The organism is Amycolatopsis sp. 2-15, from assembly GCF_030285625.1.
Lineage (GTDB): Bacteria > Actinomycetota > Actinomycetes > Mycobacteriales > Pseudonocardiaceae > Amycolatopsis > Amycolatopsis carbonis.
In genome coordinates, this window is sequence record NZ_CP127294.1 from 8,869,129 (window position 1) to 8,892,709 (window position 23,581).

22 protein-coding genes are annotated in these 23,581 nt (G+C 72.4%); 10 read left to right on the forward strand and 12 right to left on the reverse strand.

Annotated elements, in window-relative coordinates; translation table 11 throughout:
* The first annotated feature begins 531 nt into the window (after nt 1–531).
* The 3 genes from QRX50_RS43750 (at nt 532) to QRX50_RS43760 (ending at nt 3,836) form a co-directional block, all read left to right on the forward strand.
* A complete protein-coding gene (locus QRX50_RS43750) occupies nt 532–1,095 on the forward strand; it encodes a DUF3000 domain-containing protein (protein WP_285968947.1) in 564 nt (187 codons plus the stop codon).
* A 687-nt stretch (nt 1,096–1,782) separates the two neighbouring features.
* Nucleotides 1,783–2,499, forward strand: coding sequence for a response regulator transcription factor (locus QRX50_RS43755; protein ID WP_033291604.1), 717 nt, complete (start codon nt 1,783–1,785; stop codon nt 2,497–2,499).
* A gap of 71 nt (nt 2,500–2,570) precedes the next feature.
* Nucleotides 2,571–3,836 (forward strand): ribonuclease D, encoded by a 1,266-nt coding sequence (locus tag QRX50_RS43760; RefSeq protein WP_285968948.1) that lies wholly within the window; start codon nt 2,571–2,573, stop codon nt 3,834–3,836.
* Nucleotides 3,837–4,444: 608 nt separating this feature from the next.
* On the opposite strand, the gene QRX50_RS43765 is transcribed toward QRX50_RS43760, so the two are convergent.
* On the reverse strand, nt 4,445–5,386 hold the full coding sequence (locus tag QRX50_RS43765; protein WP_285968949.1) for a tetratricopeptide repeat-containing protein: 942 nt from the start codon (nt 5,384–5,386) through the stop codon (nt 4,445–4,447).
* A gap of 34 nt (nt 5,387–5,420) precedes the next feature.
* The gene (locus tag QRX50_RS43770) at nt 5,421–6,092 is read right to left on the reverse strand and encodes a TetR/AcrR family transcriptional regulator (RefSeq protein WP_285968950.1); all 672 of its coding nucleotides are present in this window, start codon (nt 6,090–6,092) and stop codon (nt 5,421–5,423) included.
* A gap of 159 nt (nt 6,093–6,251) precedes the next feature.
* Here QRX50_RS43770 and QRX50_RS43775 point away from each other — a divergent pair, with 159 nt between their 5' ends.
* The 7 genes from QRX50_RS43775 (at nt 6,252) to QRX50_RS43805 (ending at nt 17,799) form a co-directional block, all read left to right on the forward strand.
* Complete coding sequence (locus QRX50_RS43775; protein WP_285968951.1) at nt 6,252–7,751, forward strand: amino acid permease; 1,500 nt, start codon at nt 6,252–6,254, stop codon at nt 7,749–7,751.
* 10 nt (nt 7,752–7,761) lie between these two features.
* Nucleotides 7,762–8,592 (forward strand): urea amidolyase associated protein UAAP1, encoded by an 831-nt coding sequence (locus QRX50_RS43780; protein WP_285968952.1) that lies wholly within the window; start codon nt 7,762–7,764, stop codon nt 8,590–8,592.
* Nucleotides 8,589–9,209, forward strand: coding sequence for an urea amidolyase associated protein UAAP2 (locus QRX50_RS43785; RefSeq protein ID WP_285968953.1), 621 nt, complete (start codon nt 8,589–8,591; stop codon nt 9,207–9,209). The genes QRX50_RS43780 and QRX50_RS43785 overlap by 4 nt, the downstream gene beginning before the upstream one ends.
* Complete coding sequence (uca, locus tag QRX50_RS43790) at nt 9,206–12,748, forward strand: urea carboxylase (RefSeq protein WP_285968954.1); 3,543 nt, start codon at nt 9,206–9,208, stop codon at nt 12,746–12,748. Before QRX50_RS43785 ends, uca begins: the two co-directional genes overlap by 4 nt.
* The gene (locus QRX50_RS43795; RefSeq protein ID WP_285968955.1) at nt 12,745–14,334 is read left to right on the forward strand and encodes an allophanate hydrolase; all 1,590 of its coding nucleotides are present in this window, start codon (nt 12,745–12,747) and stop codon (nt 14,332–14,334) included. Before uca ends, QRX50_RS43795 begins: the two co-directional genes overlap by 4 nt.
* A 162-nt stretch (nt 14,335–14,496) precedes the next feature.
* A complete protein-coding gene (locus tag QRX50_RS43800; protein ID WP_285974716.1) occupies nt 14,497–15,687 on the forward strand; it encodes a thiolase family protein in 1,191 nt (396 codons plus the stop codon).
* Complete coding sequence (locus QRX50_RS43805; protein ID WP_285968956.1) at nt 15,688–17,799, forward strand: 3-hydroxyacyl-CoA dehydrogenase NAD-binding domain-containing protein; 2,112 nt, start codon at nt 15,688–15,690, stop codon at nt 17,797–17,799.
* A gap of 47 nt (nt 17,800–17,846) precedes the next feature.
* Here QRX50_RS43805 and QRX50_RS43810 read toward each other — a convergent pair whose 3' ends face one another.
* The 10 genes from QRX50_RS43810 to QRX50_RS43855 form a co-directional block, all read right to left on the reverse strand.
* Entirely contained in the window at nt 17,847–18,002 is a 156-nt protein-coding gene (locus tag QRX50_RS43810) for a hypothetical protein (protein ID WP_285968957.1), read from the reverse strand.
* Nucleotides 17,999–18,130, reverse strand: coding sequence for a hypothetical protein (locus tag QRX50_RS43815; protein ID WP_285968958.1), 132 nt, complete (start codon nt 18,128–18,130; stop codon nt 17,999–18,001). The genes QRX50_RS43810 and QRX50_RS43815 overlap by 4 nt, the downstream gene beginning before the upstream one ends.
* Nucleotides 18,127–18,642 carry a permease-like cell division protein FtsX gene (locus QRX50_RS43820; protein ID WP_285968959.1) on the reverse strand — a complete coding sequence of 172 codons (516 nt, stop codon included), beginning with the start codon at nt 18,640–18,642 and terminating at the stop codon, nt 18,127–18,129. Before QRX50_RS43820 ends, QRX50_RS43815 begins: the two co-directional genes overlap by 4 nt.
* A gap of 57 nt (nt 18,643–18,699) precedes the next feature.
* Nucleotides 18,700–19,194 (reverse strand): hypothetical protein, encoded by a 495-nt coding sequence (locus tag QRX50_RS43825; RefSeq protein WP_285968960.1) that lies wholly within the window; start codon nt 19,192–19,194, stop codon nt 18,700–18,702.
* A 30-nt stretch (nt 19,195–19,224) separates the two neighbouring features.
* Nucleotides 19,225–19,404 carry a hypothetical protein gene (locus QRX50_RS43830; RefSeq protein WP_285968961.1) on the reverse strand — a complete coding sequence of 60 codons (180 nt, stop codon included), beginning with the start codon at nt 19,402–19,404 and terminating at the stop codon, nt 19,225–19,227.
* Complete coding sequence (locus tag QRX50_RS43835) at nt 19,392–19,571, reverse strand: hypothetical protein (RefSeq protein ID WP_285968962.1); 180 nt, start codon at nt 19,569–19,571, stop codon at nt 19,392–19,394. The genes QRX50_RS43830 and QRX50_RS43835 overlap by 13 nt, the downstream gene beginning before the upstream one ends.
* Nucleotides 19,572–19,595: 24 nt before the next feature.
* Entirely contained in the window at nt 19,596–20,108 is a 513-nt protein-coding gene (locus QRX50_RS43840; RefSeq protein WP_285968963.1) for a hypothetical protein, read from the reverse strand.
* A gap of 38 nt (nt 20,109–20,146) precedes the next feature.
* A complete protein-coding gene (locus QRX50_RS43845) occupies nt 20,147–21,292 on the reverse strand; it encodes a sensor histidine kinase (RefSeq protein ID WP_285968964.1) in 1,146 nt (381 codons plus the stop codon).
* Nucleotides 21,292–21,966: a response regulator transcription factor gene (locus tag QRX50_RS43850; RefSeq protein ID WP_285968965.1), complete on the reverse strand. Its 675-nt coding sequence runs from the start codon at nt 21,964–21,966 to the stop codon at nt 21,292–21,294. The genes QRX50_RS43845 and QRX50_RS43850 overlap by 1 nt, the downstream gene beginning before the upstream one ends.
* 87 nt (nt 21,967–22,053) lie before the next feature.
* Nucleotides 22,054–23,535 (reverse strand): PucR family transcriptional regulator, encoded by a 1,482-nt coding sequence (locus QRX50_RS43855; protein WP_285968966.1) that lies wholly within the window; start codon nt 23,533–23,535, stop codon nt 22,054–22,056.
* Between the last annotated feature and the right edge of the window lie 46 nt (nt 23,536–23,581).

The following is a 23,581-nucleotide window of genomic DNA, read 5'->3' on the forward strand; positions in this document are numbered from 1 at the left end:
GCTCCCGCCTGGCCGGGGCGGTGCCCGCGCCCGCTTCGGCCGTATTCGTCCTTCTTCGCTCGTGGGTGGCGGGCTGGTCGGTGGGCTCGGGGCCAGGCCCTGTCACCGAGGGACCAGCGGCCCCACCGCAGACGGCGACTCAAGCCAGGCTGACTTGCTGCCCGCGGGCCACTCGGTGGGCTGAGGGCCAGGCCCTGTCGCCAGCAGTCCCACCGCAGACGGCGGCTCAAGCCAGGCTGACTTGCTGCCCGCGGGCCACTCCGTGACCGCGGTGCCCAGCCCTCCGGATCCCGAACGCCCGGCTCCGTTCCGCCCGCGCCGGGTCGGCTCCGCCGCTGCCCCGGCCCGCCGCTTGGACCGTCGGAGCCGCGACCAGCGCTCCCACACACGAGCGGCCTGATCAAGCCTCCGCGTCCGATTCGCCCGGCCCTGCGTCCCGTCGGCGGGCGGGCAGTGGACCACTGGGCCGGTCGGGTCGTCCCTCGGCGCGCCTGCGTCCGCAACGGGGCGTCGCCGCCCTACAGTCGTTGCGTGACCGCGATGACGCCAGTGCCCGAGCTCTTCCGCGAAGCCGTCGCGGCGCTGAAGTCCGTGCGGCCGCGTCCCGAGGTGCGGCTGGAGACCATGCGGGCGCCGCAGCGGCTGGCGCCGTGGTCGTTCGCCGTGAGCTGTGAGGTGGAGGGGCCGTCCGACGTGCTGGCGTCCGGGCGGCTGGTCCTGCTGCACGACCCCGACGGGCAAGAAGGCTGGGACGGCGTCCTACGGCTGGTCATGTACGTGCGGGCGGAGCTCGACCGCGAGCTGGCCACCGATCCGTTCCTGCCGGCCGTCGGCTGGTCGTGGCTCACCGACGCGCTGGAAGCGTCCGGCGCCTCGTGGACGGCGCTGGGCGGCACGGTCACCGAAACCTCGTCGGCGCGGTTCGGCGACATCTCCGGGCCCTCGCGCACCGACGACCTCGAGCTGCGGGCGTCCTGGACGCCCACCGACGCCGCGCTGCGCACCCACGGCTACGCGTTCTGCCAGGTGATGGCGAGCGTCGTGGGGCTGCCGCCGGTCGGCGTCACGCTGTTCGAACAGCGCCAGAGCTCCTGATCCACCGAAGTTCACCCGGACGGGCCGCCCGTCCGGGGCTTTCCCGCGCCCTCAGCACGCCCAGGAGCGCCTGGGGTGGTCTGGACAACTGACGGCACCGGCGGTCGACCGAACGCGATTCTGAGAGCCGTTCACGTCCGTCCACCTGGGACCGCACGCGCTAGCACGCGCGGATGCCCACGTTCGTGAAGACCCCATGATCACGGGCTGTCATGCCCTGGTCACGCCCGCAAAGCCACCCAAGGTGCCCGGGGCACCCCCACGGACCCCATCGGACCCCACGGAGACCCCCTTGAAGCCCCACTGTGCAAACGTGAAGAAAGTTGATCTTGCCCCGGCGGAGGCCGATTTCCGACGTCTGGTGGACTGCTCACGAGACGTCCAGGCGGAAGCACCCGCAGGTGCACGGCCCACCTGCACGGGCGTTTCGGGTTCGATAACTCTGTTGCATCGCCTCCGGAAGCCGTTCCGTTAACAACGGGCTCAGCACTAGCCCGATCGTGTGACGGTGAACGCCCTGAGTGACGAGTCGTTTCAGATAGATACCCATTCGATCCCCCCGAAACAGCCCTGGGGCGGCTACAGTGCCTTCGACGACACCACTTTCGGTCTAAAGCTGGCGCGGCTGAACGGCCGAAGGTCCCGGTGCCGGTCGGGGGGCACGACCGACTCCAGGGAGGTAGTGACGTGGCTACCGTCGGCTTATCTCAGGCCGTTCGATCCACGCCAGCCGGTGCTTTGCCGGCGAGCATGGTTCCGCACCCGCGGGAAGAGCTTTTTTCCGTGTTGGTGGTCGATGACCACCCGCTGTTGAGGGAGGCAATCGCAGCACGACTCGCACAAATGGGTGCGGGCACGGTTCACGAGGCCGCCACGGTGGCCGAGGCGAGGGCGCGAGCACAGGCCACCGGCCCGTGCGACTTGGCGATCCTCGATCTCGGACTGCCGGACGGCAGCGGCATCGAGCTGGTTACGGAACTCCGTAGCCACGGGTGGCCGCGCGTGGTGGTGCTCGCATCGTCCGACGACCCGTACGCGGTTCGGTCGGCGTTCCAGGCCGGTGCCCAGGCGTACCTGTTGAAGTCCGCTTCGCCGGTGGTTGTCACCGACGGTGTGCGCAGGGTCCTGGAAGGCGGCGTGTACGCCGACCCGAGCGTGGCTCCGGTTCTGGCAACCGGAACGCGGGTCGCGGGCACCGACAACACCCCGCGTGAGCTCTCGGCCCGTGAGGTCGAGGTGCTCCAGCTCGTCGCCGACGGGCAGTCGAACAAGGAGATCGGGGAGGAACTTTCCCTCTCCGCGCTCACCGTGAAGTCGCACCTCTCCCGCATCGGGCGCAAGCTCGGCACGGGTGACCGGGCACAGATGGTCGCATTGGCTATGCGCGCTGGTGTGATCCGCTGACGAAGGCAGACAGAGGCCCTGCGGGGCGGGCGGACCAGGCGCGGTACGCCCGTCCCGTAGGGTCGTCAGCTATGGGAAGTGCACAGGCGGACGGCGCCCGGACCGGAGAGACCACCACCGAGGACGCCGGATCGCCCGTGCTGCTACGCGAGCCCGCAGAAGGCACACCCCCCGTGGTGACCGATCCGGCGGCGCTCGCCGAGGCGTGCGCGCGGCTCGCCGCGGGAACCGGCGCCGTGGCCGTGGACACCGAACGAGCGTCCGGCTACCGCTACTGGCCCAAGGCCTACCTCGTGCAGCTGCGCCGCGAAGGATCCGGCACGGTGCTGCTCGACCCGATAGCGCTGGCCGACGACCTCGCGCCCCTGCGCGAAGTCCTCAACGACACCGAGTGGGTGCTCCACGCCGCATCCCAGGACCTGCCGTGCCTGGCCGAGCTGGACCTGCACCCCAAGAGCCTCTTCGACACCGAGCTGGCCGGCCGCCTGGCGGGCTACGAGCGCGTGGCGCTGGGCACTCTCGTCGAGCTGCTGCTCGGCTACACGCTCGAGAAGGGCCACAGCGCCGCCGACTGGTCGAAGCGGCCACTGCCCGTCGACTGGCTCAACTACGCGGCCCTGGATGTCGAGCTCCTCAACGAGCTGCGCGAACGGCTCGAGGTCGAGCTGGAGTCCCAGGGCAAGCTCGAATGGGCGCGGCAGGAGTTCGAGGCCGTGCGCACCGCGCCGCCGCCCGCCCCGCGGGCCGAGCCGTGGCGCCGCACGTCGGGCGTGCACAAGATCCGCAGCCCGCGCGGCCTCGCCGCCGTGCGCGAGCTGTGGCAGGCCCGCGACGAGCTCGCCCGCAAACGCGACCGCGCGCCCAGCCGCATCCTGCCCGACAGCGCCATCGTCAACGCCGTGACCGCCGACCCGAAAACCGTCGAGGAGCTGCAGGCCCTGCCGGTGTTCAGCGGCCGCGTGCAGCGCAAGTACACGGCCAGCTGGCTGCGGCACCTGCAGGCGGCCAAGGCGCTGCCCGCGAGCGAGCTCCCCAGCCCCACCCAGCCCTCCGACGGCCCACCCCCGGTCAACCGCTGGGCCGACAAAGACCCCGACGCCGCCGCCCGCCTCTCCGCGGCGCGCGCGGCCCTGGCCGCCATCGCCGAGGACCGCCGGCTGCCGGTGGAGAACCTCATGCTGCCCGACCTCGTCCGCCGCACCTGCTGGCGCCCGCCCGCCGACCTGTCGGAAGACGGGGTGGAGGAAGTGCTGCGGGCCGGCGGGGCTCGGCCGTGGCAGGTGGAGCTGACAGTGGGGGCGCTGAGCAAGGCGTTGCACACGACGGCCACGGCCTGACGGCACCGGTTCGGGAACAGGACCCAGACCGCCGGAAGTCCAGGTTCCCCACCGGATCGAACACACCCGTATGAGTCGACAGCGGCTGCGGCACCCGATTCGCCCGCGGCTTGCCGAGGAGAACCACCTCCGCCGGCTTGGCGCGGCCGGCCAAGGCCGCTCCCGTATCTGCGGCCCCTCGCAGCATCGCGCCTTGGTCTTGCGGCGGGTCACATCTCGTTGAGCCAGGCGGCGGCCTCGAATGTCCGCGAGTGGGTGGGGGCCCAGGGCTGCGGTGAGGGCGGCGACCACGGGTTCGAGGTCGCGAAGGGCCTCCTCGTGGTGGCCGCGGCGCGCGGCCACGCGCGCGAGGGTCGCCTGCGCCCGAGGAAGGTCGGCCGGCCAGACACCGGCGGTCAGCACAACGCCCGCTTCGTGTTCGGCGGCGTAGAGGTTGCCCGTCTCCAGCCAGGCGCGGGCGAGCGAGGTGCGAACCAGCAGAGACTCGCGGGAGTGTTCCGGGCGGCCGGCGAGGATCGAGCACAGAACGGCGGCGGTTTCTCGGCTTCGCCCCGCGCGGAGCAAGGCCGCCGCCGCTCGGTCTGGGCACTGCAGCAGTCTGCCGGGCGTCAGCCCCAGCGGCCCAGAACCTCTTGCGCAGCAAGCACTTCCGGGTGCCCCACCGGCCACGCCACTGCCGCGAGCACGGCGCGGGCATGGAACGCCGCCACCTGAGGGTCCGGGTGGATCTGGGCCAGCGTGCCGCGGTTGCGCAGCGTCTGGCGCCAGCCGCTCCACGACTCGGCGACCAGGTTGGTCAGCAGGGCGGCCGCCTCGGTGTGGTCGTCGGTCAGGACCAGCACGTCGGCGAGGCATTGGCGGAAGAAGCCGTGCCGGGGGTGCCGGGCGGCGAGTTCGCGCAGGGGTGGCACCGCAAGAACAGCGTCGCCCTGTTCGGCGCCGATTTCCAGGCGCGCGGCTTCCGCCCAGTCGAGGTCGAACGGTTTGCGCAAAAACGGCACGATCTTCTCTGCCAGCTCGCGCAGCGCCTCGTCCTGGCGGTCGGCGTCGCACAACGCGATCAGGTCGCCGAAGCGGACTTCGCGCGTCAGCGGATCCGCGTCGCCGAGTTCGGTGGCGCAGTAGCGGACCAGGGAGGCCGACGCGGCGACGCGCTCGTCCACGCGGTTGGCGACGCTCAGGGCCTCGACGAGCATGCGGCGGCACCAGATCGTGGCGGCCTCGGCGCCCCAGGTCTGCTCGTAGACGTCCTCGGTCTCGGCCAGCAGCGGCACGGCCTCGTCGGGGCGGCCTTGACCGGACCACGAGAGCGCCAGGTGCACCCACGCGCCCAGCGTTTCCTTGCTGCGCGGACCGAACTCCGCGGTCATCGGCGGGATCAGCTCACGGAAGACCGGCTCCGCGTCCCGCCATTCGCCGAGCTCGCCCAAGCGGACAGCGATCCCGAACCGCTGGAGCAGGTCACGCGCGCCTTCGCGGCCGCGCGACCACGCCGCCGAGCCGCGCAGCGCGGCTGCCTCGTCGAACGGTCGCGAACGGAAGAACTTCACCGGCACCACCGAAGCGACGTGTCCACAATGCGCATTATGTCCGACCAGCCACTTCCAGCAGCGAGCGGGCCGCCGCCCGCAGCGGGTCGTCGGGCTCGCCCGCGCCGGCCAGGCGGAGGACGGCGTCGGCCGCTTCGCGGGCGTGGGCCTCGACGTCGAGCGCGGGGTCGTCGCGGCGCGTGATCGCGGTGCTCTCCACCAGGCCGAACACCAGGTCGGTGCGGATCGCCGAAACACTCTGCCGGGCGGCGGCCACGAGCGTGCCGTACGCGGCCTTGAGCTCGGCGCGCTCCGCGCGGAACCCCGCGAGGTTCGGCGACGAGACTTCGGGCAGCAGGTACAGCGCGCCGATGTTGTGCCGCGCCCCGCCCAGCAGCCGGACGTCCGCGTAAGCCAGTGCCCACAGCCGCACACTCGCCGGCTCGAGCGAGGGCGAGGAGACCAGGCCGACCGCGACCGCCAGCGACGGCCGGACGGTGGCCGCCAGCAGTTCGGCGAGGATGTCCTCCTTGGCCGGGAAGTGGTAGTACAGCGACGCCTGCCGCAGGCCCGCGCGCTCGGCGATCGCGCGGGTGGTGGTCGCCGCGTACCCCGCGCCGGTGAACAGCTCCCCCGCCGCGTCGAGCACCGCCTCGCGCGCGTCCTGACGGCTCGCCGCCGCGCCGCTCGCGCGGGGGCGCCCCACTCCCGTCGCCTTCCCGTCCACGCAGCCGATCCTGCCAGGCGCCCGGCCGTGTTACGCGCCAGCACCCCTTCCGGAAACACCCGTTAACACTCGCCTTACGAGGGCGAGACGGCACCGACCCACCGGCGGCTTAATTTCGGTCAACCGATCGAAATCCCCGCCAGCAGACGGGAGCCCCGCATGCCCGCGCCACCGGTCCCCTCCGACGACCTCACCGAGTTCGGCTACCGCCAGGAGCTCCGCCGCAGCTTGGGCGGCTTTTCCGCCTTCGCGGCCGGCTTCTCCTTCGTCTCGATCCTCACCACCGTGTTCCAGCTCTTCGGCTTCGGCTACACCTTCGGCGGCCCGCTGTTCTTCTGGTCGTGGCCGTTCGTGCTCGCCGGACAGGTCCTCGTCGCGCTCGTCTTCGCGGAGCTGGCCGCCCGCTACCCGCTCGCCGGATCCGTCTACCAGTGGGCCAAGCAGCTGGCGCGCGGTTTCGCCGGCTGGCTCGCGGGCTGGATGATGCTGCTCGGCTGCGTGGTCGCGCTCGCCGCCGCGGCGATCGCGCTGCAGATCGTGCTCCCCTCGGTGTGGAGCGGGTTCCAGCTCGTCGGCGGCGACCCGTCGGTGACGTCGCCGACCGGCGCCACCAACGCCGTGTTGCTCGGCACGCTGCTGATCTTGTTCACCACGGTGGTCAACGCCGCCGGCGTCCGTGTGATGGCCCGGATCAACGACGTCGGGGTCGCCGCGGAGCTGATCGGCGTCGCCGTGCTCATCGGTGGCCTGGCGCTGTTCGCCGTGCGCGGGCCGCAGGTGGTGGTGCACAGCGTGCCGGTGAGCGACGGTGCCTCCGCGGCCGGGATCGGCGGCGTGCTCGCTTCGGCGCTGATGGCCGCGTACGTGCTGTACGGGTTCGACACCGCGGCCTCCGTCGCGGAGGAGACGCGCGACGCCCGCCGGGCCGCCCCGCGAGCCGTGCTGCGCGCGGTCCTGGTTTCCGGACTCGGCGGCCTCGCCGTGGTGCTCACCGCGCTCATGGCCGCCCCGAGCCTCACCGACGGCGAGCTCGCCGGGCACGGCCTGCCGTACGTGATCACGGCGGTCTTCGGCGACACTTTCGGCCGGATCTTCCTCGCCGACGTCGCGATCGCCGTGATCGTCTGCACGCTCACCATCCAGACCGGCACGATCCGGCTGATCTACGCGATGGCCCGCGACAACGCGCTGCCGTTCTCCGCACGACTGTCCGGCGTCAACCCGCGCACCGGCACCCCGCTGTGGCCCGCCGTCGTCTCCGGTGCGCTGGCGATCGCGCTGCTCGGGGTGAACGTCGGCAACCCGACCCTGTTCAGCACCATCACCGGCACGTCGGTGGTCGTGGTCTACCTCGCGTACCTGCTGGTCACCGGCCCGCTGCTGGTGCGCCGGCTGCGGGGGCGCTTCCCCGCCGAGCCCGGCCTGTTCTCGCTGGGACGCTGGGCGCTCCCGGTGAACGTCGCCGCCGTCGCCTACGGCGTGGTCATGATCGTCAACATCGCCTGGCCCCGGGCGGAGATCTACGACCTCGCCGGCTCGGGTTCGCCCTGGCTGCTGCTGTTCCCCGTCGAGTTCGTCGGTGCCGCCCTGCTGATCGGCTGGTGCTGCTGGCTGCGGCTGCGCCAGACCACCGCCCCCGCCCTCGAACCCGCGGTCTGAGAGGACGTCCATGAGCACCACGGCAACCACCTACGGCGCGCGCGACCACGCCCGCGCCCAAGCCGGCACGGTCGTCGACACGATGCCGACGATCCCGGCGACCGGGGCGCCCGCACCGCCCGGCGTCGATCCGGCCGCGCTGACCTGGGCCGAGACCGTGGCCGGCGGCGGCTACACGCACAAGGTCCTCGCCCGCGGCACGCGGCTGCGGCTCACCGACCTCGAGGGTGACGCCTGCGCACACCTGCTGTTGTTCAACGCCGAGGGGCCGTGGGAACGGCTCAATGTCGCCGACACGGTGAAGGTGCAGTGGAACGCCTACCTCGGCGAGTCCGTCGCGCTGCTCTCGGACCAGGCGCGGGTGCTCGCGACCGTCGTGGCCGACACCAGCGGCCGGCACGACGCGTTGTGCGGAACGTCCACTGTGGACCACAACACCGAGCGCTACGGCGACGGCGCGCCCGAGGGCCCCTCTCCGGCCGGGATGCCGTTGTTCACCTTGGCGGCGGCGAAAAACGGCCTGGGGCCACGGGATCTGCCGCCCAGTCTGTCGTTCTTCCAGGGCGTGCGGGTCGACGCGGAGGGTGGGCTCGAGTTCACCGGCGCCGCGGGCGCCGGGGCTTCCGTGGACCTGCGGATCGAACTGCCGGTGGTCGTGCTCCTCGCCAACACCGCGCACCCGCTCGACCCTCGCGAGGACTACACCGTGAGCCCACTGCGGGTCCTCGCCTGGCGCGACCGGCCCACCACTCCGGACAGTCCGGAGTGGACTCACACGCCGGAAGCGCAGCGGGCTTTCGAGAACACCGCCGACTACCTCACCGCCCGGGGGCTCGCATGACCACGACCGTGCTCGACGTCGAAGTCCCCGCGCGGGCGCCGTTCTCCACGGTGCTGCGCCGCAGCCAGGAGCTCTCGATCATCGACCTCGGCGGCAACCAGGCCGTCGACTTCCTCTGCTACGACGCGGCGGACACCGCGAAGCGCTACAGCGCCGCCGCGACAGTCGCCGCACAGCACAACATCTTCCTCACCACTGGCAGCGTGCTGCGCACCGGCGAGGGCACGCCGCTGGTCACCGTCGTCGCCGACACCTGCGGCCGCCACGACACGCTCGGCGGCGCGTGCAGCAAGGAGTCCAACAGCCTCCGCTACGGCCAGCACACCCGGTTTCAGCACGCCTGCGCCGACAACTTCCTCATCGAGGGCAGCAAGTGGGGACTCGGCAAACGCGACCTGGTGAGCAACGTCAACTGGTACATGAACGTGCCCGTCGAGGCCGACGGCACGCTCGGTATCGTCGACGGCCTCTCCGCGCCGGGCCTGGAAGTCCGGCTGCGCGCCGAGACTGACGTGCTCGTGCTCGTGTCCAACTGCCCGCAGATCAACAACCCCTGCAACGGCTTCGACCCGACGCCGGTGCGGATGGTCGTGACCGAACCGGAGCGTGCGGCGTGAAACTGCTGGTCGCCAACCGCGGCGAGATCGCGGTACGCCTGTTGCGCGGCGCCCGGGAGCTGGGTATCCCGACCGTCGCGGTGTACTCCGACGCCGACCGCACCGCACCGCACGTCCGCCTGGCCGACGAGGCGGTGCGGCTCGGCCCGGCGCCCGCGGCCGAGAGCTACCTGCGGGCCGACGCGATCATCCGGGCCGCACTCGACACCGGTGCGGATGCGATCCACCCGGGTTACGGGTTCCTCAGCGAGGACACCGCGTTCGCCCGCGCGTGCGAGGACGCCGGGATCGCGTTCATCGGCCCGGCGCCGGAGCACCTGGAGGTGTTCGGCAGCAAGCACACCGCGCGCGAGGCCGCGATCGCGGCCGGAGTGCCGCTGCTGCCCGGCACCGGGCTTCTGGCCGACCTCGACGAAGCCCTGGCCCAAGCGGCCGGGATCGGCTACCCGGTGATGCTCAAGGCGACCGGGGGCGGCGGCGGGATCGGGATGCGCGCGTGCGCGTCGGCCGACGAGCTGTCCGACGCATGGGAGACCGTGCGCAGCGTCGCGGCCAAGAGCTTCGCCAGCTCCGGAGTGTTCCTGGAACGGCTGGTGACGAGCGCCCGGCACGTCGAGGTGCAGGTGTTCGGCGACGGCGCCGGTGAGGTCCTCGCGCTGGGCACGCGCGACTGCTCGCTGCAGCGGCGCAACCAGAAGGTCGTGGAAGAGTGCCCGGCGCCGGGCCTGCCGGACGCGGTGCCCAGGCAGCTCGCCGACGCGGCGGTGGCGCTGTGCTCGTCGGTGCGCTACCGCTCGGCCGGCACGGTCGAGTTCGTTTACGACCCCGTGCGTGAGGAGGCGGCGTTCCTCGAGGTCAACACCCGGCTGCAGGTCGAGCACCCGGTGACCGAGGCGGTGTACGGCGTCGACCTGGTCGGCTGGATGCTGCGGCTGGCGCAGGGCGACCGCGGGATGTTCACCACCGCACCCGAGCCGCGCGGACACGCGTTCGAGGCCCGCGTCTACGCCGAGGACCCGAGCGCGAACCACCGCCCGAGCGCCGGCCTGGTCACCGGCGTGACTCTGCCACCGGACGTCCGCGTGGACACGTGGATAGAGGCCGGCACCACCGTCACCACGCACTACGATCCCTTGCTGGCCAAGGTGATCTGCACGGGCACCGACCGCGCGGACGCACTGGCGAACCTGCGGGCGGCGCTCGCGGTCACCTCCGTGGGCGGCGTGCGCACCAACCTCGGTCAGCTCCGCGCCGCGGCGGGAGATCCCGCGTTCACCAGCGCCACCCACGACACCGCGACGCTCGACGGCGTCACCGACGACGAGCCGCGGATCGACGTCGTGCGCGGCGGCACGATGACCACCGTGCAGGAGTGGCCGGGCCGCACCGGGTTCTGGCACGTCGGAGTGCCGCCGTCCGGCCCGATGGACGACCTGTCGCTGCGGCTCGGCAATCTGGCGCTCGGCAACCCCGAGGGCGCGGCCGGCCTGGAGTGCACTGTGGACGGTGTCACACTGCGGTTCTCCACCGACACCACCGTCTGCGTCACCGGCGCCACCGCACCCGTGCTCCTCGACGGCGCCCCGGCTCCCACGTGGACGCCGATCGTGGTCCCGGCCGGCGGCACGCTCGACGTGGGCGCGGGCACGGCCGGACTGCGCAGCTACGTGCTCGTGCGGGGCGGACTCGCCGTGCCCGAGTTCCTCGGCAGCGCGGCGACGTTCACGCTCGGCCGGTTCGGCGGCCACGGCGGCCGGGCGCTCGCGGCGGGCGACGTGCTCACCCCCGGGCCGGAGCCCGCGGACCCGGTCGCCGGTGCCATCGGGGACCGACCCCTGATGAGTTCACAGTGGACGATCGGTGCGTTGGAAGGCCCGCACGCCGCACCGGAGTTCTTCACGCAGGCCGACATCGAGACCTTCTACCGCACCGACTGGCAGGTGCACTTCAACTCCGCGCGCACCGGCGTCCGGCTCGTCGGGCCGCGCCCCGAGTGGGCGCGGGAGGACGGCGGTGAGGCCGGGCTGCACCCGTCCAACATCCACGACACGCCGTACGCGATCGGCGCCGTCGACTACACCGGCGACCTGCCGATCCTGCTCGGTCCCGACGGCCCGAGCCTCGGCGGGTTCGTGTGCCCGGCGACGGTCGCCACCGGCGAACGCTGGAAGCTGGGCCAGCTGCGCCCGGGTGACACCGTGCGCTTCGTCCCGATCGATCCCGACCATGCCGCGGCCCTGCGCCGGCGGCCGGCGGTGCCGCTGCTCCCCAGCCGGGGCGTCCTCGACGACGGCGGCGTGCTCGCCCGGCGGACCGCGGCGGACGGCGAGCCGTCGGTGACCTACCGGCGCAGCGGCGACGACAACCTGCTCGTCGAATACGGCGACATGACTCTCGACCTCGCGCTGCGGATGCGCGTCCACGCGCTGGCGGAGCGGCTCGCCGCCGAGGGCGTGCCGGGGATTGTCGACCTCACGCCGGGTATCCGGTCGCTGCAGGTGCACGTCGACCCGGACGCGCTGCCGGTCGGCAAGGCCCTCGGCCTGGTGCGTGAGCTGGAGGGCGACCTGCCGGTCACCGCGGACCTGGTGGTGCCCAGCCGCGGTGTGCGACTGCCGCTGTCGTGGGACGACCCGGCGACGCGCGAGGCGATCGAGCGGTACATGACGGGCGTGCGCGACGACGCCCCGTGGTGCCCGTGGAACATCGAGTTCATCCGCCGCGTCAACGGTCTGTCTACTGTGGACGAGGTCTACCGCACCGTGTTCGACGCCGAGTACCTCGTGCTCGGGCTCGGCGACGTCTACCTCGGCGCGCCCGTCGCGACCCCACTGGACCCGCGCCACCGCCTGGTGACCACGAAGTACAACCCGGCCCGGACGTGGACGGCCGAGAACTCGGTCGGCATCGGCGGCGCCTACCTGTGCATCTACGGGATGGAAGGGCCGGGCGGCTACCAGTTCGTCGGCCGGACCGTGCAGGTGTGGAGCGGCTGGCACCAGCGCGGCGCGTTCGAGCCGGGCTCGCCGTGGCTGCTGCGGTTCTTCGACCGGATCTCGTGGTACCCGGTGTCGGCCGACGAACTGCTGGACCTGCGGGCGCGCGGCTCGGCCGGGCAGCTCGAGCTCGACATCGCCGACGGCGAGTTCCGCCTCGCCGACTACCAGCGGTTCCTCGCCGACAACGCCGAGAGCATCGCCGGGTTCCGCGCGACGCAGTCGGCGGCGTTCGAGGCGGAACGCCGCGCCTGGGCGGCCGCGGGCGAGTTCGACCCGAAGCCGGAGCCGGTCACAAGGCCGCCGGCCCGCGTGCAGGCACCGCCGGGCGGGCACGTCGTCGAGGCCCCGTTCGCCGCCACCGTCTGGCGGGTGGACGTCGAGGCGGGCACGCGGGTGGACCACAAGCAGTCGCTGGTCACGCTGGAAGCCATGAAAACCGAGGCGCGCATCCCCGCGCCCGCCGACGGAAAGGTGCTCGAGGTGCTCGTGTCCCCCGGCGACCAGGTCGCGCCCGGCACCCCGCTGGTGGTGCTCGGATGATCCGCGAACGCGTGCGCGCCGCCTACCGCCGGATCGAGCAGGTCGACCGGCCCGAGATCTGGGTGGACCTGCGGCCGGAGGCCGACTTGCTGGCCGAAGCGGCGGCGCTCGAAGACCGGTTCGCCGCCGGGGAACCGCTCCCGCTCTACGCGCGGCTCGCCGCGGTCAAGGGCAACATCGACGTCGCCGGGTTGCCCACCACGGCCGGATGCCCGGCCTACGCCTACGAGCCCGCGGCGGACGCCCCCGTCGTCGCCCGACTGAAAGCGGCGGGTGCGCTGGTGCTCGGCACGACGAACCTCGACCAGTTCGCGACCGGGCTGGTCGGCACGCGCAGCCCGTACGGCGCGGTGCGCAACGCCGTCGACCCGGCGTACGTGTCGGGCGGGTCGAGCTCGGGGTCCGCGGTCGCCGTCGCGCTGGGGATCGCGGATCTCGCGCTCGGGACGGACACGGCGGGCTCGGGCCGGGTGCCGGCGGCGTTCAACGGGATCGTGGGGCTGAAGCCGACGCCGGGGCTGCTGCCCACGGACGGCGTCGTGCCGGCGTGCGCGAGCATCGACTGTGTGTCGATCTTCGCGCGCACGGTGGGCGAGGCGGAACTCGCGCTGCGGTGCCTGTCGGACGAGGGCGCGTTCCGGATCGGCGTCCCGGCCGCCTTGGGCCCGCTGCGGGACGGCTGGGCCGAGGCCTACGCCGCCGCCGTGGCGGACTACGCCGCGGCCGGTGCGGTGGTGACCACTGTGGACTTGTCGCCTTTTCTCGCCGCGGCACGGCTGCTGTACGAGGGTTCGTTCGTCGCAGAGCGCTACACCGCCGTCGGCGAGTTCGTCGAGAAGCACCGCGACGACGTCGACCCGACCGTCTCCGCCATCATCACCGCGGCCCGCGACCTCCCGGCGCACCGGTTGTTCGCCGACCAGGCCACGCTCGCCGAGCTCAAGCGCGAGGCCGACGCCGTGCTCTCCACAGTGGACGCCCTGCTGCTGCCGACCACCACCGGCCACCCGACGCTCGCCGAGGTGGCCGCGGACCCGGTCGGCGCGAACGCCGCGCTCGGCCGCTTCACCAACTTCGCCAACCTGCTCGGCCTGTCCGCACTCGCCGTGCCCGCCGGGACGGTCGGCGGGCGGCCGTTCGGGGTGATGCTCGTCGGCCCGGCGAACGCGGACGCGAAGCTGGCCGCGCTGGCCCGCGGCGTTGAGGACCGCGTCCGTCTCGCCGTCGTCGGGGCGCACCTGCGGGGGCAGCCGCTCAACCACGAGCTGACCTCCCGTGGCGGCCGCTTCGTCGCCGAAACCGAGACCGCGCCCGAGTACCGGCTGCACGCGCTGGCCACGACCCCGCCCAAACCCGGGCTCGTGCGCGTGGCCGAAGGCGGCGTCGCGATCGCGGCCGAGGTGTGGGACCTCCCGGTGGCCGGCTTCGGCGCGTTCGTGGCGGCGGTCCCGGCGCCGCTGGCGATCGGGCGGGTGCGCCTGCGCGCCGGTTCGGAGGTCTCGGGCTTCCTGTGCGAGCCGGCGGCGCTCGCCGCCGCCGAGGACATCTCCGCGAAGGGGGGCTGGCTCGCCCACCTGCGTTCCTGAGGGCCGGGGCCGCCCGGCAGTGTGCCGTCGCCCACTCGTCCGGGCCACTCCCCTGGTTACCCGTGGGTAACAAGGGCTATCGTGCGGACAGGATTTCTGTCTACTTCAGGAGCATTCGTGGCCGCACCAGCAACGCCGCCCCTTGCGCCGACCGCGCGTGGGGTGCGCAACGTCGTGTTCGTCGAAGGGGTACGCACCCCCTTCGGCAAGGCGGGCGACAAGGGCATCTACGCCGGGACCCGGGCGGACGACCTGGTCGTCAACGCCATCCGTGAGCTGCTGCGGCGGCACCCCGAGCTGCCGCCCGAGCGGGTGGACGACGTCGCCATCGCGGCGACGACCCAGATCGGCGACCAGGGCCTCACCATCGGGCGCACGGCCGCGCTGCTGGCCGGGCTGCCGAAGTCCGTGCCGGGCTTCGCCATCGACCGTATGTGCGCGGGCGCGATGACGGCCGTGACCACGGTCGCGAGCGGCATCGGCTTCGGCGCGTACGACATCGCGATCGCCGGCGGCGTCGAGCACATGGGCCGCCATCCGATGGGCGAGGGCGTGGACCCCAACCCGCGCATCATCGCCGACAAGCTCGTGGACCCGACCGCGCTCGTCATGGGCCAGACCGCGGAGAACCTGCACGACCGGTTCCCCGAGATCACCAAGGAGCGCACCGACGCCTACGCCGCGCGCAGCCAGGAGCACTACGCCGAGGCCGTGAAGACCGGCAAGATCGGCCCCGAGCTGGTGCCGGTCGCGATCCGGTCGAAGGAATTGGGCTGGGGCCTGGCGACCGAGGACGAGCCGCCGCGGCCGGGCACGACCGTGGAGCAGCTGGCGAAGCTGAAGACGCCGTTCCGGCCGCACGGCCGCATCACCGCCGGCAACGCGGCGGGCCTGAACGACGGCGCGACCGCGTCGATCCTCGCCGACGAGGAAACCGCCCGTGAGCTGGGCCTGCCCGCCGCGATGCGGCTGGTCGGCTACTCGTTCGCCGGGGTCGAGCCGGAGGTCATGGGCATCGGCCCGGTGCCGGCCACGGAGAAGCTGTTCAAGCGCACCGGCCTGTCGATCGACGACATCGGCCTGTTCGAGATCAACGAGGCGTTCGCCGTGCAGGTGCTCGCCTTCCTCGACCACTTCGGTATCGACCAGGACGACCCGCGCGTGAACCAGTGGGGCGGCGCGATCGCGTGCGGCCACCCGCTGGCCTCGTCCGGCGTGCGGCTGATGACGCAGCTGGCGCGCCAGTTCGCCGAGCGCCCCGACGTGCGCTACGGCATGACCACCATGTGCATCGGCATCGGCATGGGCGGCACCGTGATCTGGGAGAACCCGGCGTTCGAGGGGGCGAAGTAAATGACTTTCACCGCTGAAGAGGCCAAGGCCGCGTTCCCCGACGAGGTCGTGACCACCGCCGTCACGCGCCTGGTGAAGGTGCCCGGGCTGGCCAAGCCCGTCGCGCTGATCACGCTCGACAACGGCCACGACCACACCCGGCCGAGCACCTTCGGCCCGCAGGGCCTGGTGTCGCTCAACGCGGCGCTGGACGTGGCGTTCGAGGCCGAGCCCGCGGCGATCGCGGTCACCGGCAAGCCGTTCATCTTCGCCGTCGGCGCGGATCTGTCCGGTGTGGAGGCCGTGTCGGACCCGGCGCTGGCCCGGAAGATCGCGCAGACCGGCCACGACGTGTTCCGCCGGCTCACCGAATCGACGATCCCGACGTTCGGCTTCGTCAACGGCGCGGTGATGGGCGGCGGGCTCGAACTGGCCCTGTCGTGCCATTACCGGACGCTCTCGGAGAACACTGCCGCGATCGCGTTCCCCGAGGTGTTCCTCGGCCTGTTCCCGGGTTGGGGCGGCACGCAGCTGCTGCCGAACCTCATCGGAGCCGACGCCGCCGTCACGGTGATCATCGAGAACGCGCTGGCGCAGAACAAGATGCTCAACGTGAAGCAGGCGGCGGAACTCGGCATCGTCGACGAGGTGTTCGGCTCGGCCGACTACCTCGAGCAGTCGCTGCTGTGGCTCGCGAAGGTCGTCAACGGTGAGATCACGCCGGCGCGCCGCGAGATCGACCGCGGCGCGGGCTGGGACGCGGCGATCGCGCGCGCGAAGGCCATCGTGGACGGTCGAACGCACGGCGCGTCGCCGGGCGCGACGAAGGCTGTGGAGCTGCTGGAGCTGGCGCGGGACAACGATCTCGACCGCGGTTACGCGGCCGAGACGGACGGGCTGGCCGAGCTGCTGATGTCCGACGTGCTGCGCGCCGGGCTGTACTCGTTCAACCTCGTGAACAAGCGCGCGAAGCGGCCGGCCGGTGCACCGGACAAGTCGCTGGCACGCAAGGTGAACAAGGTCGGCATCGTGGGCGCGGGCCTGATGGCCAGCCAGCTCGCGCTGCTGTTCGTGCGCCGTCTCAAGGTGCCGGTGGTGCTCACCGACGTCGACCAGGAGCGCGTCGACAAGGGCGTGGGTTACGTCCACGACGAGATCGACAAGCTGCTGGCCCGCAAGCGCGTGTCGCCGGACGGCGCCAACCGGCTCAAGGCACTGGTGACCGGTTCGCTCGACAAGGCCGCGTTCTCCGACGCCGACTTCGTGATCGAGGCCGTGTTCGAAGAACTGGATGTGAAGCAGGCGGTGTTCGCCGAGCTGGAGCAGCACGTGTCGCCCGAGGCGATCCTGGCGACGAACACGTCTTCGCTGTCGATCAGCGCGATGGCCTCGAAGCTGCAGCACCCCGAGCGCGTGGTGGGTTTCCACTTCTTCAACCCGGTGGCCGTGCTGCCGCTGCTGGAGATCGTGCGCGGCGAGAAGACCGACGACGCCACGCTCGCCACGGCGTTCTCGGTCGGCAAGCAGCTGAAGAAGTCGAGCGTGCTGGTGAAGGACGCCACGGCGTTCGTCGTCAACCGGCTGCTGCTGCGTTTCCTCGGCGAGGTGCTGGTGTCCGTGGACGAGGGCACGCCGTTCGAGGTCGCGGACTCGGCGCTGGAGCCGCTGGGCCTGCCGATGTCGCCGCTGAACCTGATGCAGCTCGTCGGTCCGGCCATCGCCCTGCACGTGGGTGAGACGCTGCACGGGTCGTTCCCGGACCGCTTCACGGTGAGCGAGAACCTCGCCAAGTTCGTGAAGGCGGGCAAGAAGGGCGTGTGGACCTGGGACTCCTCGGGCACCGCGTCCGTCGACCCGGAGGTCGACGCCCTGTGGACCCGAGGGGACAACCCGTCCACGGCCGAGCAGGTGCGGGACCGCGCGCTGAACGCCATCGCCCAGGAAATCCGCCTGATGCTCGACGAGGGTGTGGTCGCGGAGGCGCTGGACATCGATCTGTGCCTGCTGCTGGGCGCGGGCTGGCCGTTCTGGAACGGCGGCATCACGCCGTACCTGGACCGGGCCGGGGTGTCGGAGCGGGTGAACGGGAAGCCGTTCCTGGCACCGGGTGTCGCTTCGGTGCCGGTCGCCTGATCAAGGCCGAGGGCGGTGTGTCCGATGTGGACACACCGCCCTGTTTTTCACGGACAGGACGGGCCGCGAGTGCCCGATGGAAAGATCTGCCGGAAGAAATCCGGCGGCACGGCCTGCACATTGTGTGCGGCGGGGATCTGCGCCTGCAGTTGCCGTGCCAACGCGCTCGTGTCGGTGCCCGGTCGCGCAAACGCGGTGATCATCGGTGACACGTCTTCCGCACCGCGTCCGAGTGCACGGCGCCGCCGACGAGGAAGGCCCGGCCGGCCCCCGCACCGAGGGCGAGGACCAGCACCGGGGCCAGCCAGCGCCACATTCGGTTTCCCGTCACCCGATCAGAACTCCCCCGCGCGCGGGCAGACCGGGCCGCGCTTGTCCTGGGACCTTGTCGCGCAGGGCGTTGACGTCGAGGTCCTCGGCCCGTCGCGTGTTCGGGAACCGCCGCCCGAGCTCGGCCGCGTAGGCCTTCAGGTCGGTGCCCGGAAACGGAACCACGGTCACCGAGCCGGGGATGGCGCTCGGATCCGTCGTCGCCAGCAGGTCGGGCTCGTCCTTGAAAATCTCCTTGAAGCGCACCCAGGCTGCAGCCTTCGTCTCGGTGTACACCCGCCGGGCCTTCGGGTCGTTCCGCACCTGGTCGGCCGCGAACCGCATCGCCTGGTCGTCGTCGAACCACACCTCCACCGCGGCGCACGGCCGGTGCCCGGCCAGCGGCACGGGCGTGCGGTCCACCGGCAGCGGATCCGGCCGCACGGCCGCCCCGACGACAACGGCCAGCCCGACGCCCGCGCCCAGTGCGACGACCAGCACCGGGGCGAGCCAGCGCCAGATGCGAATCCCCATGGACAGATCATCACACACCGAGCCGGGACTGGTCCCCGGTCAGCGTTCGCGGTGTGGCTACGCGCAGACGAAGCCCTGCACCCCCGGGTGGTACTTCTTCCACGTGGCCTCGACGTCGAGCTGTTGGACCTTCCGGGCGTCCGGGAACCGCTGCTTCAACTCGGCGGCGTAACCGTTGAGATCGGTGCCCGGAACCGGAATCACCACCACCGTCGCCGGCATGGCACTTTCACTCGTCGCGGCGATTTTCGCCGGGTCCTGCTTGTAGATCTTCTTGAACTCCGTCCAGGTCAGGGCCTGGGGGTCGAGGTCGACCCGGCGGGCTTTCGGGTCGTTCCCGAGCTCGGCGGCGGCGCGGCGCATCGAATCGTCGTCGCGGAAGTACACCTGCACGGCCAGGCACGGCTGGCGCCCGGTCGACGGCGCCGATGGCCGGGCCACCGGCAATGCCACGGCCCGCACCGACCCGGCGACCAGGAAAGCGGCCCCGGCCCCCACCCCGAGCGCGACCACCAGAACCGGCGCCAGCCAGCGCCACAAACGAATCCTCACGGTCTTTTCCTCTCGCCCCGGAAGCCGGGGTCAGCGTTCGCCGGCCGGAGGGCAGGCGGGCCCGCGTTTGTCCGCGGGCAGGGTCTTCGCGAGCGAGTCGACGTCGTATGGAGTCGCGTCGTCGGCGTTCGGGAACCGCTGTTTCAGCTCGGCGGCATAGGCGCTCAAGGCAGTGTGCGGAACCGGGATCACGGTGATCACCGCCGGCATGCCACCGGCTTCACCTGTGGCTTGTGCCCGGCCGGCGGCACGGGTGTCCGGTCCACCGGCAGCGGGTCCGGCCGCACGGCCGCCCCGAAGACGAACGCCAAACCGACGCCCGCACTCAGCGCGAGCACCAGCACGGGAGCAAGCCAGCGCCACAGGCGGTTCCCCATCACCTGATTTTCACCCAGCCCTGATCAGTACTCGCCCGCGCGCGGGCAGGTCCGGCCGTCGCGGGGTTTGCCGAACATCTTGTTGAAGGCGTTGACGTCCATGGAGTAGACCTCCTGCGCCTGCGGGAACCGGGCCTTCAGCCGGGCGGTATAGGCGACGAGGTCGGTAGCGGGCGGCGGCAGGACGGTGACGACCGCGGGTGAGCTCTCCTCGCCGCCCAGGCCGTTCAGCATCTCCGGGTGGTCCTTGAAGCCGTCGCGCAGTGCGAGGAAGGACTCGTGTTTGGTCTCGACGAAGACAAGCCGCGCGTCGGGGTCGTCGTGGAACGAGGCCGCGGCGCGCCGCATCTGCTCGTCGGTGTCGAAGTAGACCTGCACATCCCGGCACGGCTGGTGCGCGGCGAGCGGCACCGGCGTGCGGTCCACCGGCAGCGGGTCCGGCCGCACCGCCATCCCGACCACGAAAGCCAAACCGACGCCCGCGCCGAGCGCGACCACGAGAACCGGCGCCAGCCAGCGCCACAAACGAATCCCCACGCACGATCATCATCCGGCGGGGCGGGAACGTTACGAGCTCAAAGCGCCGGAATCCCCTGCGGTCCCGCCGGCAGGTGCACCGTCACCGTCAAGCCGCCGCCCACCACCGGTTCCGCGGAGATGGCGCCGCCGTGGGCCTGGACGGCGGCCCGCACGATCGACAACCCCAAACCCGCCCCCGAACGCGCGGTGCGGGCGACGCCGGCGCGGCGGAACGGCTCGAACAGCTCGGGTACGGCCGCCGGGTCGAGCAAGCCGCCCGACGAGCGCACGCGCAGGGTGGACCACTGGGGGCCCGGTGTCGTGGTGACCTCGAGCCAACCGCCCTCGACGTTGTGGCGCACGGCGTTCTCGACGAGGTTGCCGGCGATGCGTTCGAGCAGCGCGGGGTCGCCGAACGCGGGCGCGGCGACGGTGGCGAACTCGGCCCGCAGGCCACGAGCCGAAGCCTCCGCGCGCACGGCCGCCCACGCGCGCCCGACGAGCACCGCCAGGTCCACCGGCTCGCGCATCACCAAGCCGGCGCCGTCGGTGCGGGCCAGCAGCAGCAGGGAGTTCACGAGCTGGCCGGCGCGTTCGGTGGCGTCGCGGACCACGCCGCCCATGCGGCGCAGCTCGGCTTCGTCGGCTTCCTCGTCGGACAGCGTGACGTCGAGCTCGGTGCGGATGACCGAAAGGGGCGTGCGCAGTTCGTGGCTCGCGTTGGCGACGAAGTGGCGCTGCGCGTCGAACGCGGCCTGCAGGCGGTCGAGCATGTCGTCGAAGGTCTGGGCCAGCTCGGCCAGCTCGTCGCGCGAGCGGATCTCGCCGATGCGTTCGCCCATCGACTCCACCGACAGCCGCCGCGCGGTGCCGGTGATCTCGCGCAGCGGCAGCAGCACGCGCGAGGTGAAGGTCCACGCGAGGATCGCCGCCGCGGCGACGACGAAGCAGAACGCCAGCGAGCCGAAGATCAGCACCCGGTTCACGGCGTGCGTACGCAGGTGCTGAGCGAGCGTGGACGCGTCGACGTCGACCCCGTCGACCCGCACGATCGTGCCGGGCGGCATGTGCGGCACGGCGTCCACCGCGTCGCCCACGAGCGACCACGCCAGCCACAGCAGGAGCAGCCCGGCCGCGGCCACCAGCACGGTCGCGAGGATCGTGACCCGGGCCCGCAGGCTGCGTATGCCGGGCAGGTTCACTACGCGCCGGCGTCCGCGACCGGCACGCGGTAGCCCGAGCCCACCACGGTCTCGATGATCCCCGGCTCACCCAGCTTCTTGCGCAAGGTCATCACGGTGACCCGCACCGTCGTGGTGAACGGGTCGGCGTTCTCGTCCCACACACGCTCCAGCAGCTCCTCGCTGCTGACCACCGACCCCGACGCCGACAGCAGGACCTCGAGCACGCCGAACTCCTTGCGCGTCAGGTCGATCGGCCCGCTCGCGCGGCGCACGATGCGCTTCGCCGGGTCCAGCTCCACGTCGCCGGCCGTGAGCAGCGGCGGCGCGGCCGGGGTCGCCCGGCGGCCGAGCGCGCGCACGCGGGCGACCAGCTCGGGGAATGCGAAGGGCTTCGCGAGGTAGTCGTCCGCACCGAGGGACAGCCCGTCGACCCGGTCGGAGACGGAACTGCTCGCGGTGAGCATGAGCACCCGAGTGAGCTCACCCGACGCGACGATCTCGCGGCACAGCTCGTCACCCGACATCCCGGGCAGGTCGCGGTCGAGCAGCACCACGTCGTAGCGGGTGACGGACGACTTCTCGTGCCCGTCGTCACCGGTCAACGCGACGTCCACCGCCATGCCCTCACGGCGCAGGCCGCGCGCGATCGCATCGGCCAAGGGCTCTTCGTCTTCGACTACCAGAACACGCACGAGACCACAATCCCACAGTTTCCTGAGAGCACCTGAGAGACCTGAATGGACACTCCGGGCCACCTCACGCGCAGCTCACGCCAAACCTCACGACCAGCGCAGCGCGAACCACAACCGCATCCTCGTCTCCGGGTCCGCAAGATCCACGCCCAACGCCCGTTCGGCCTGCCCGATCCGGTGCCGGACGCTGTTGCGGTGCACCCCGAGTTCGGCGGCCGTGCGGTCCCAGCCGCCGTGGTGCGCGAGCCACGTCCGCAGCGTCGGCACCAGCTCCCGGTCGTGCGCGCGGTCCAGCTCCCGCAACGGCGCCAGCACCCGCTCGGCGAACCCCGCCGCGGCACCGGGCGCGACGAGCGCGTCGAAACCCAGCGGATCCGCCGCCGCCACCGGCCGGCCGAGGGCCTGTGCCCGGGCCAGCAGCAGCTGCGCCTCCGCGAGGGCGCCCGGCAGCCCGTCCGCGGTCACGGGCGAGCCCGCCACCGCGAGCCAGCCGTGCTCGCGCAGCCCGCCGAGCTCCGGCGACGCACCCACCACCGCCAGGAACCGCGGCCCCGGCAGCACCTGCACGAGCGGGGTGTCGAGCCGCGCGCGCAGCCAGTCGTGGCGCACGGCGACCTCGTCCGGGCCCAGGCGGTGCGCGACCCCGGCCACGAGCCGGCACTCCCCCGTGCCCAGCAACGTCGTCAGCACGTCCGCGCCGCCCTGCCCCAGCAGCAGACCGGTGGCCGCCGCCCCGAGCTCCGCGGTGTCGGAGCCGGCGCGGCCGACGAGCCCGAGCAACGCCGCGCCGACGGCGAGGATCGCGCGGTCCCCGCCGCCGAACCGGCGCCGGCGCCCGAGCACGAGCAGGTGCGCCGCCGTCGCCTGCGGGTACACCGGCTGCGCCACCACGTACGTACCGTCCGGCAGCTCGGTGGTCGCGCTGCGGACGCCGGTGCCCGCGCGCAAGGTCGTGAGCAGGTCGGCGACCTCGGGCGGCAGCGGTTGCGGTGCGTCGTGGCTGGCCACGAGCGCGTCCGCGGGCCCGACGAGCGCCACCCAGCCCCGCAGCCGCTCGGCCAGCGCCGTCACGAGCGCACCCATGCCGTCGCCCGCGGCGCGCGTGAGAGCCTCCCGCGCGATCGCCGTGCGGCGCTGTTCACGTTGGCCCGCTTCGGCGAGCGCGACGGCCACGGCCCGGCTGATCGCGAGAAACGGCGTACGCGGCGGCACGACCACCAGCGGCAGGCCGTGGCGCACGCACGCGTCGCGCAGCGGCTTCGGCAGCGTCTCGGACACGGTCGGCGTGAGGCCGAAGCCCAGCGCAGTCACGCCGGCGTCGCGCAGGCGGCGAACGTAGTGCCCGGGCTCGCGCGGCAGGTTCACGCCGGCGGTGAGCACCAGCTCGGCGCCGAGCAGGTAGGGCGCGGGATCGTCGAGCTCGCTCACGTGGGCCCAGCGCACGGGCGCGTCGAGCGCGCCCGGCACCAGCGTCTCCCGCACGACGTCGAGCGCGAGCTCCGGGTTGCCGACGACCGTCCGTAACGGAACATTCACTTCCGCGCACTCGCGCTCGAGGTTCTGGGTCATTTCATCCCGCCTTTCGACGGTTCCTGGATGGATCGTCCCATGCCGC

Bases quoted from the DNA above. Each gene is read 5' to 3' on its own strand.
- QRX50_RS43760 (WP_285968948.1), top strand. From the start codon at position 2,571: ATGGGAAGTGCACAGGCGGACGGCGCCCGGACCGGAGAGACCACCACC.
- QRX50_RS43775 (WP_285968951.1), top strand. From the start codon at position 6,252: ATGCCCGCGCCACCGGTCCCCTCCGACGACCTCACCGAGTTCGGCTAC.
- QRX50_RS43780 (WP_285968952.1), top strand. From the start codon at position 7,762: ATGAGCACCACGGCAACCACCTACGGCGCGCGCGACCACGCCCGCGCC.
- QRX50_RS43785 (WP_285968953.1), top strand. From the start codon at position 8,589: ATGACCACGACCGTGCTCGACGTCGAAGTCCCCGCGCGGGCGCCGTTC.
- QRX50_RS43795 (WP_285968955.1), top strand. From the start codon at position 12,745: ATGATCCGCGAACGCGTGCGCGCCGCCTACCGCCGGATCGAGCAGGTC.
- QRX50_RS43805 (WP_285968956.1), top strand. From the start codon at position 15,688: ATGACTTTCACCGCTGAAGAGGCCAAGGCCGCGTTCCCCGACGAGGTC.
- QRX50_RS43810 (WP_285968957.1), bottom strand. From the start codon at position 18,002: ATGATCACCGCGTTTGCGCGACCGGGCACCGACACGAGCGCGTTGGCA.
- QRX50_RS43820 (WP_285968959.1), bottom strand. From the start codon at position 18,642: ATGGGGATTCGCATCTGGCGCTGGCTCGCCCCGGTGCTGGTCGTCGCA.
- QRX50_RS43830 (WP_285968961.1), bottom strand. From the start codon at position 19,404: ATGCCGGCGGTGATCACCGTGATCCCGGTTCCGCACACTGCCTTGAGC.
- QRX50_RS43835 (WP_285968962.1), bottom strand. From the start codon at position 19,571: ATGGGGAACCGCCTGTGGCGCTGGCTTGCTCCCGTGCTGGTGCTCGCG.
- QRX50_RS43855 (WP_285968966.1), bottom strand. From the start codon at position 23,535: ATGACCCAGAACCTCGAGCGCGAGTGCGCGGAAGTGAATGTTCCGTTA.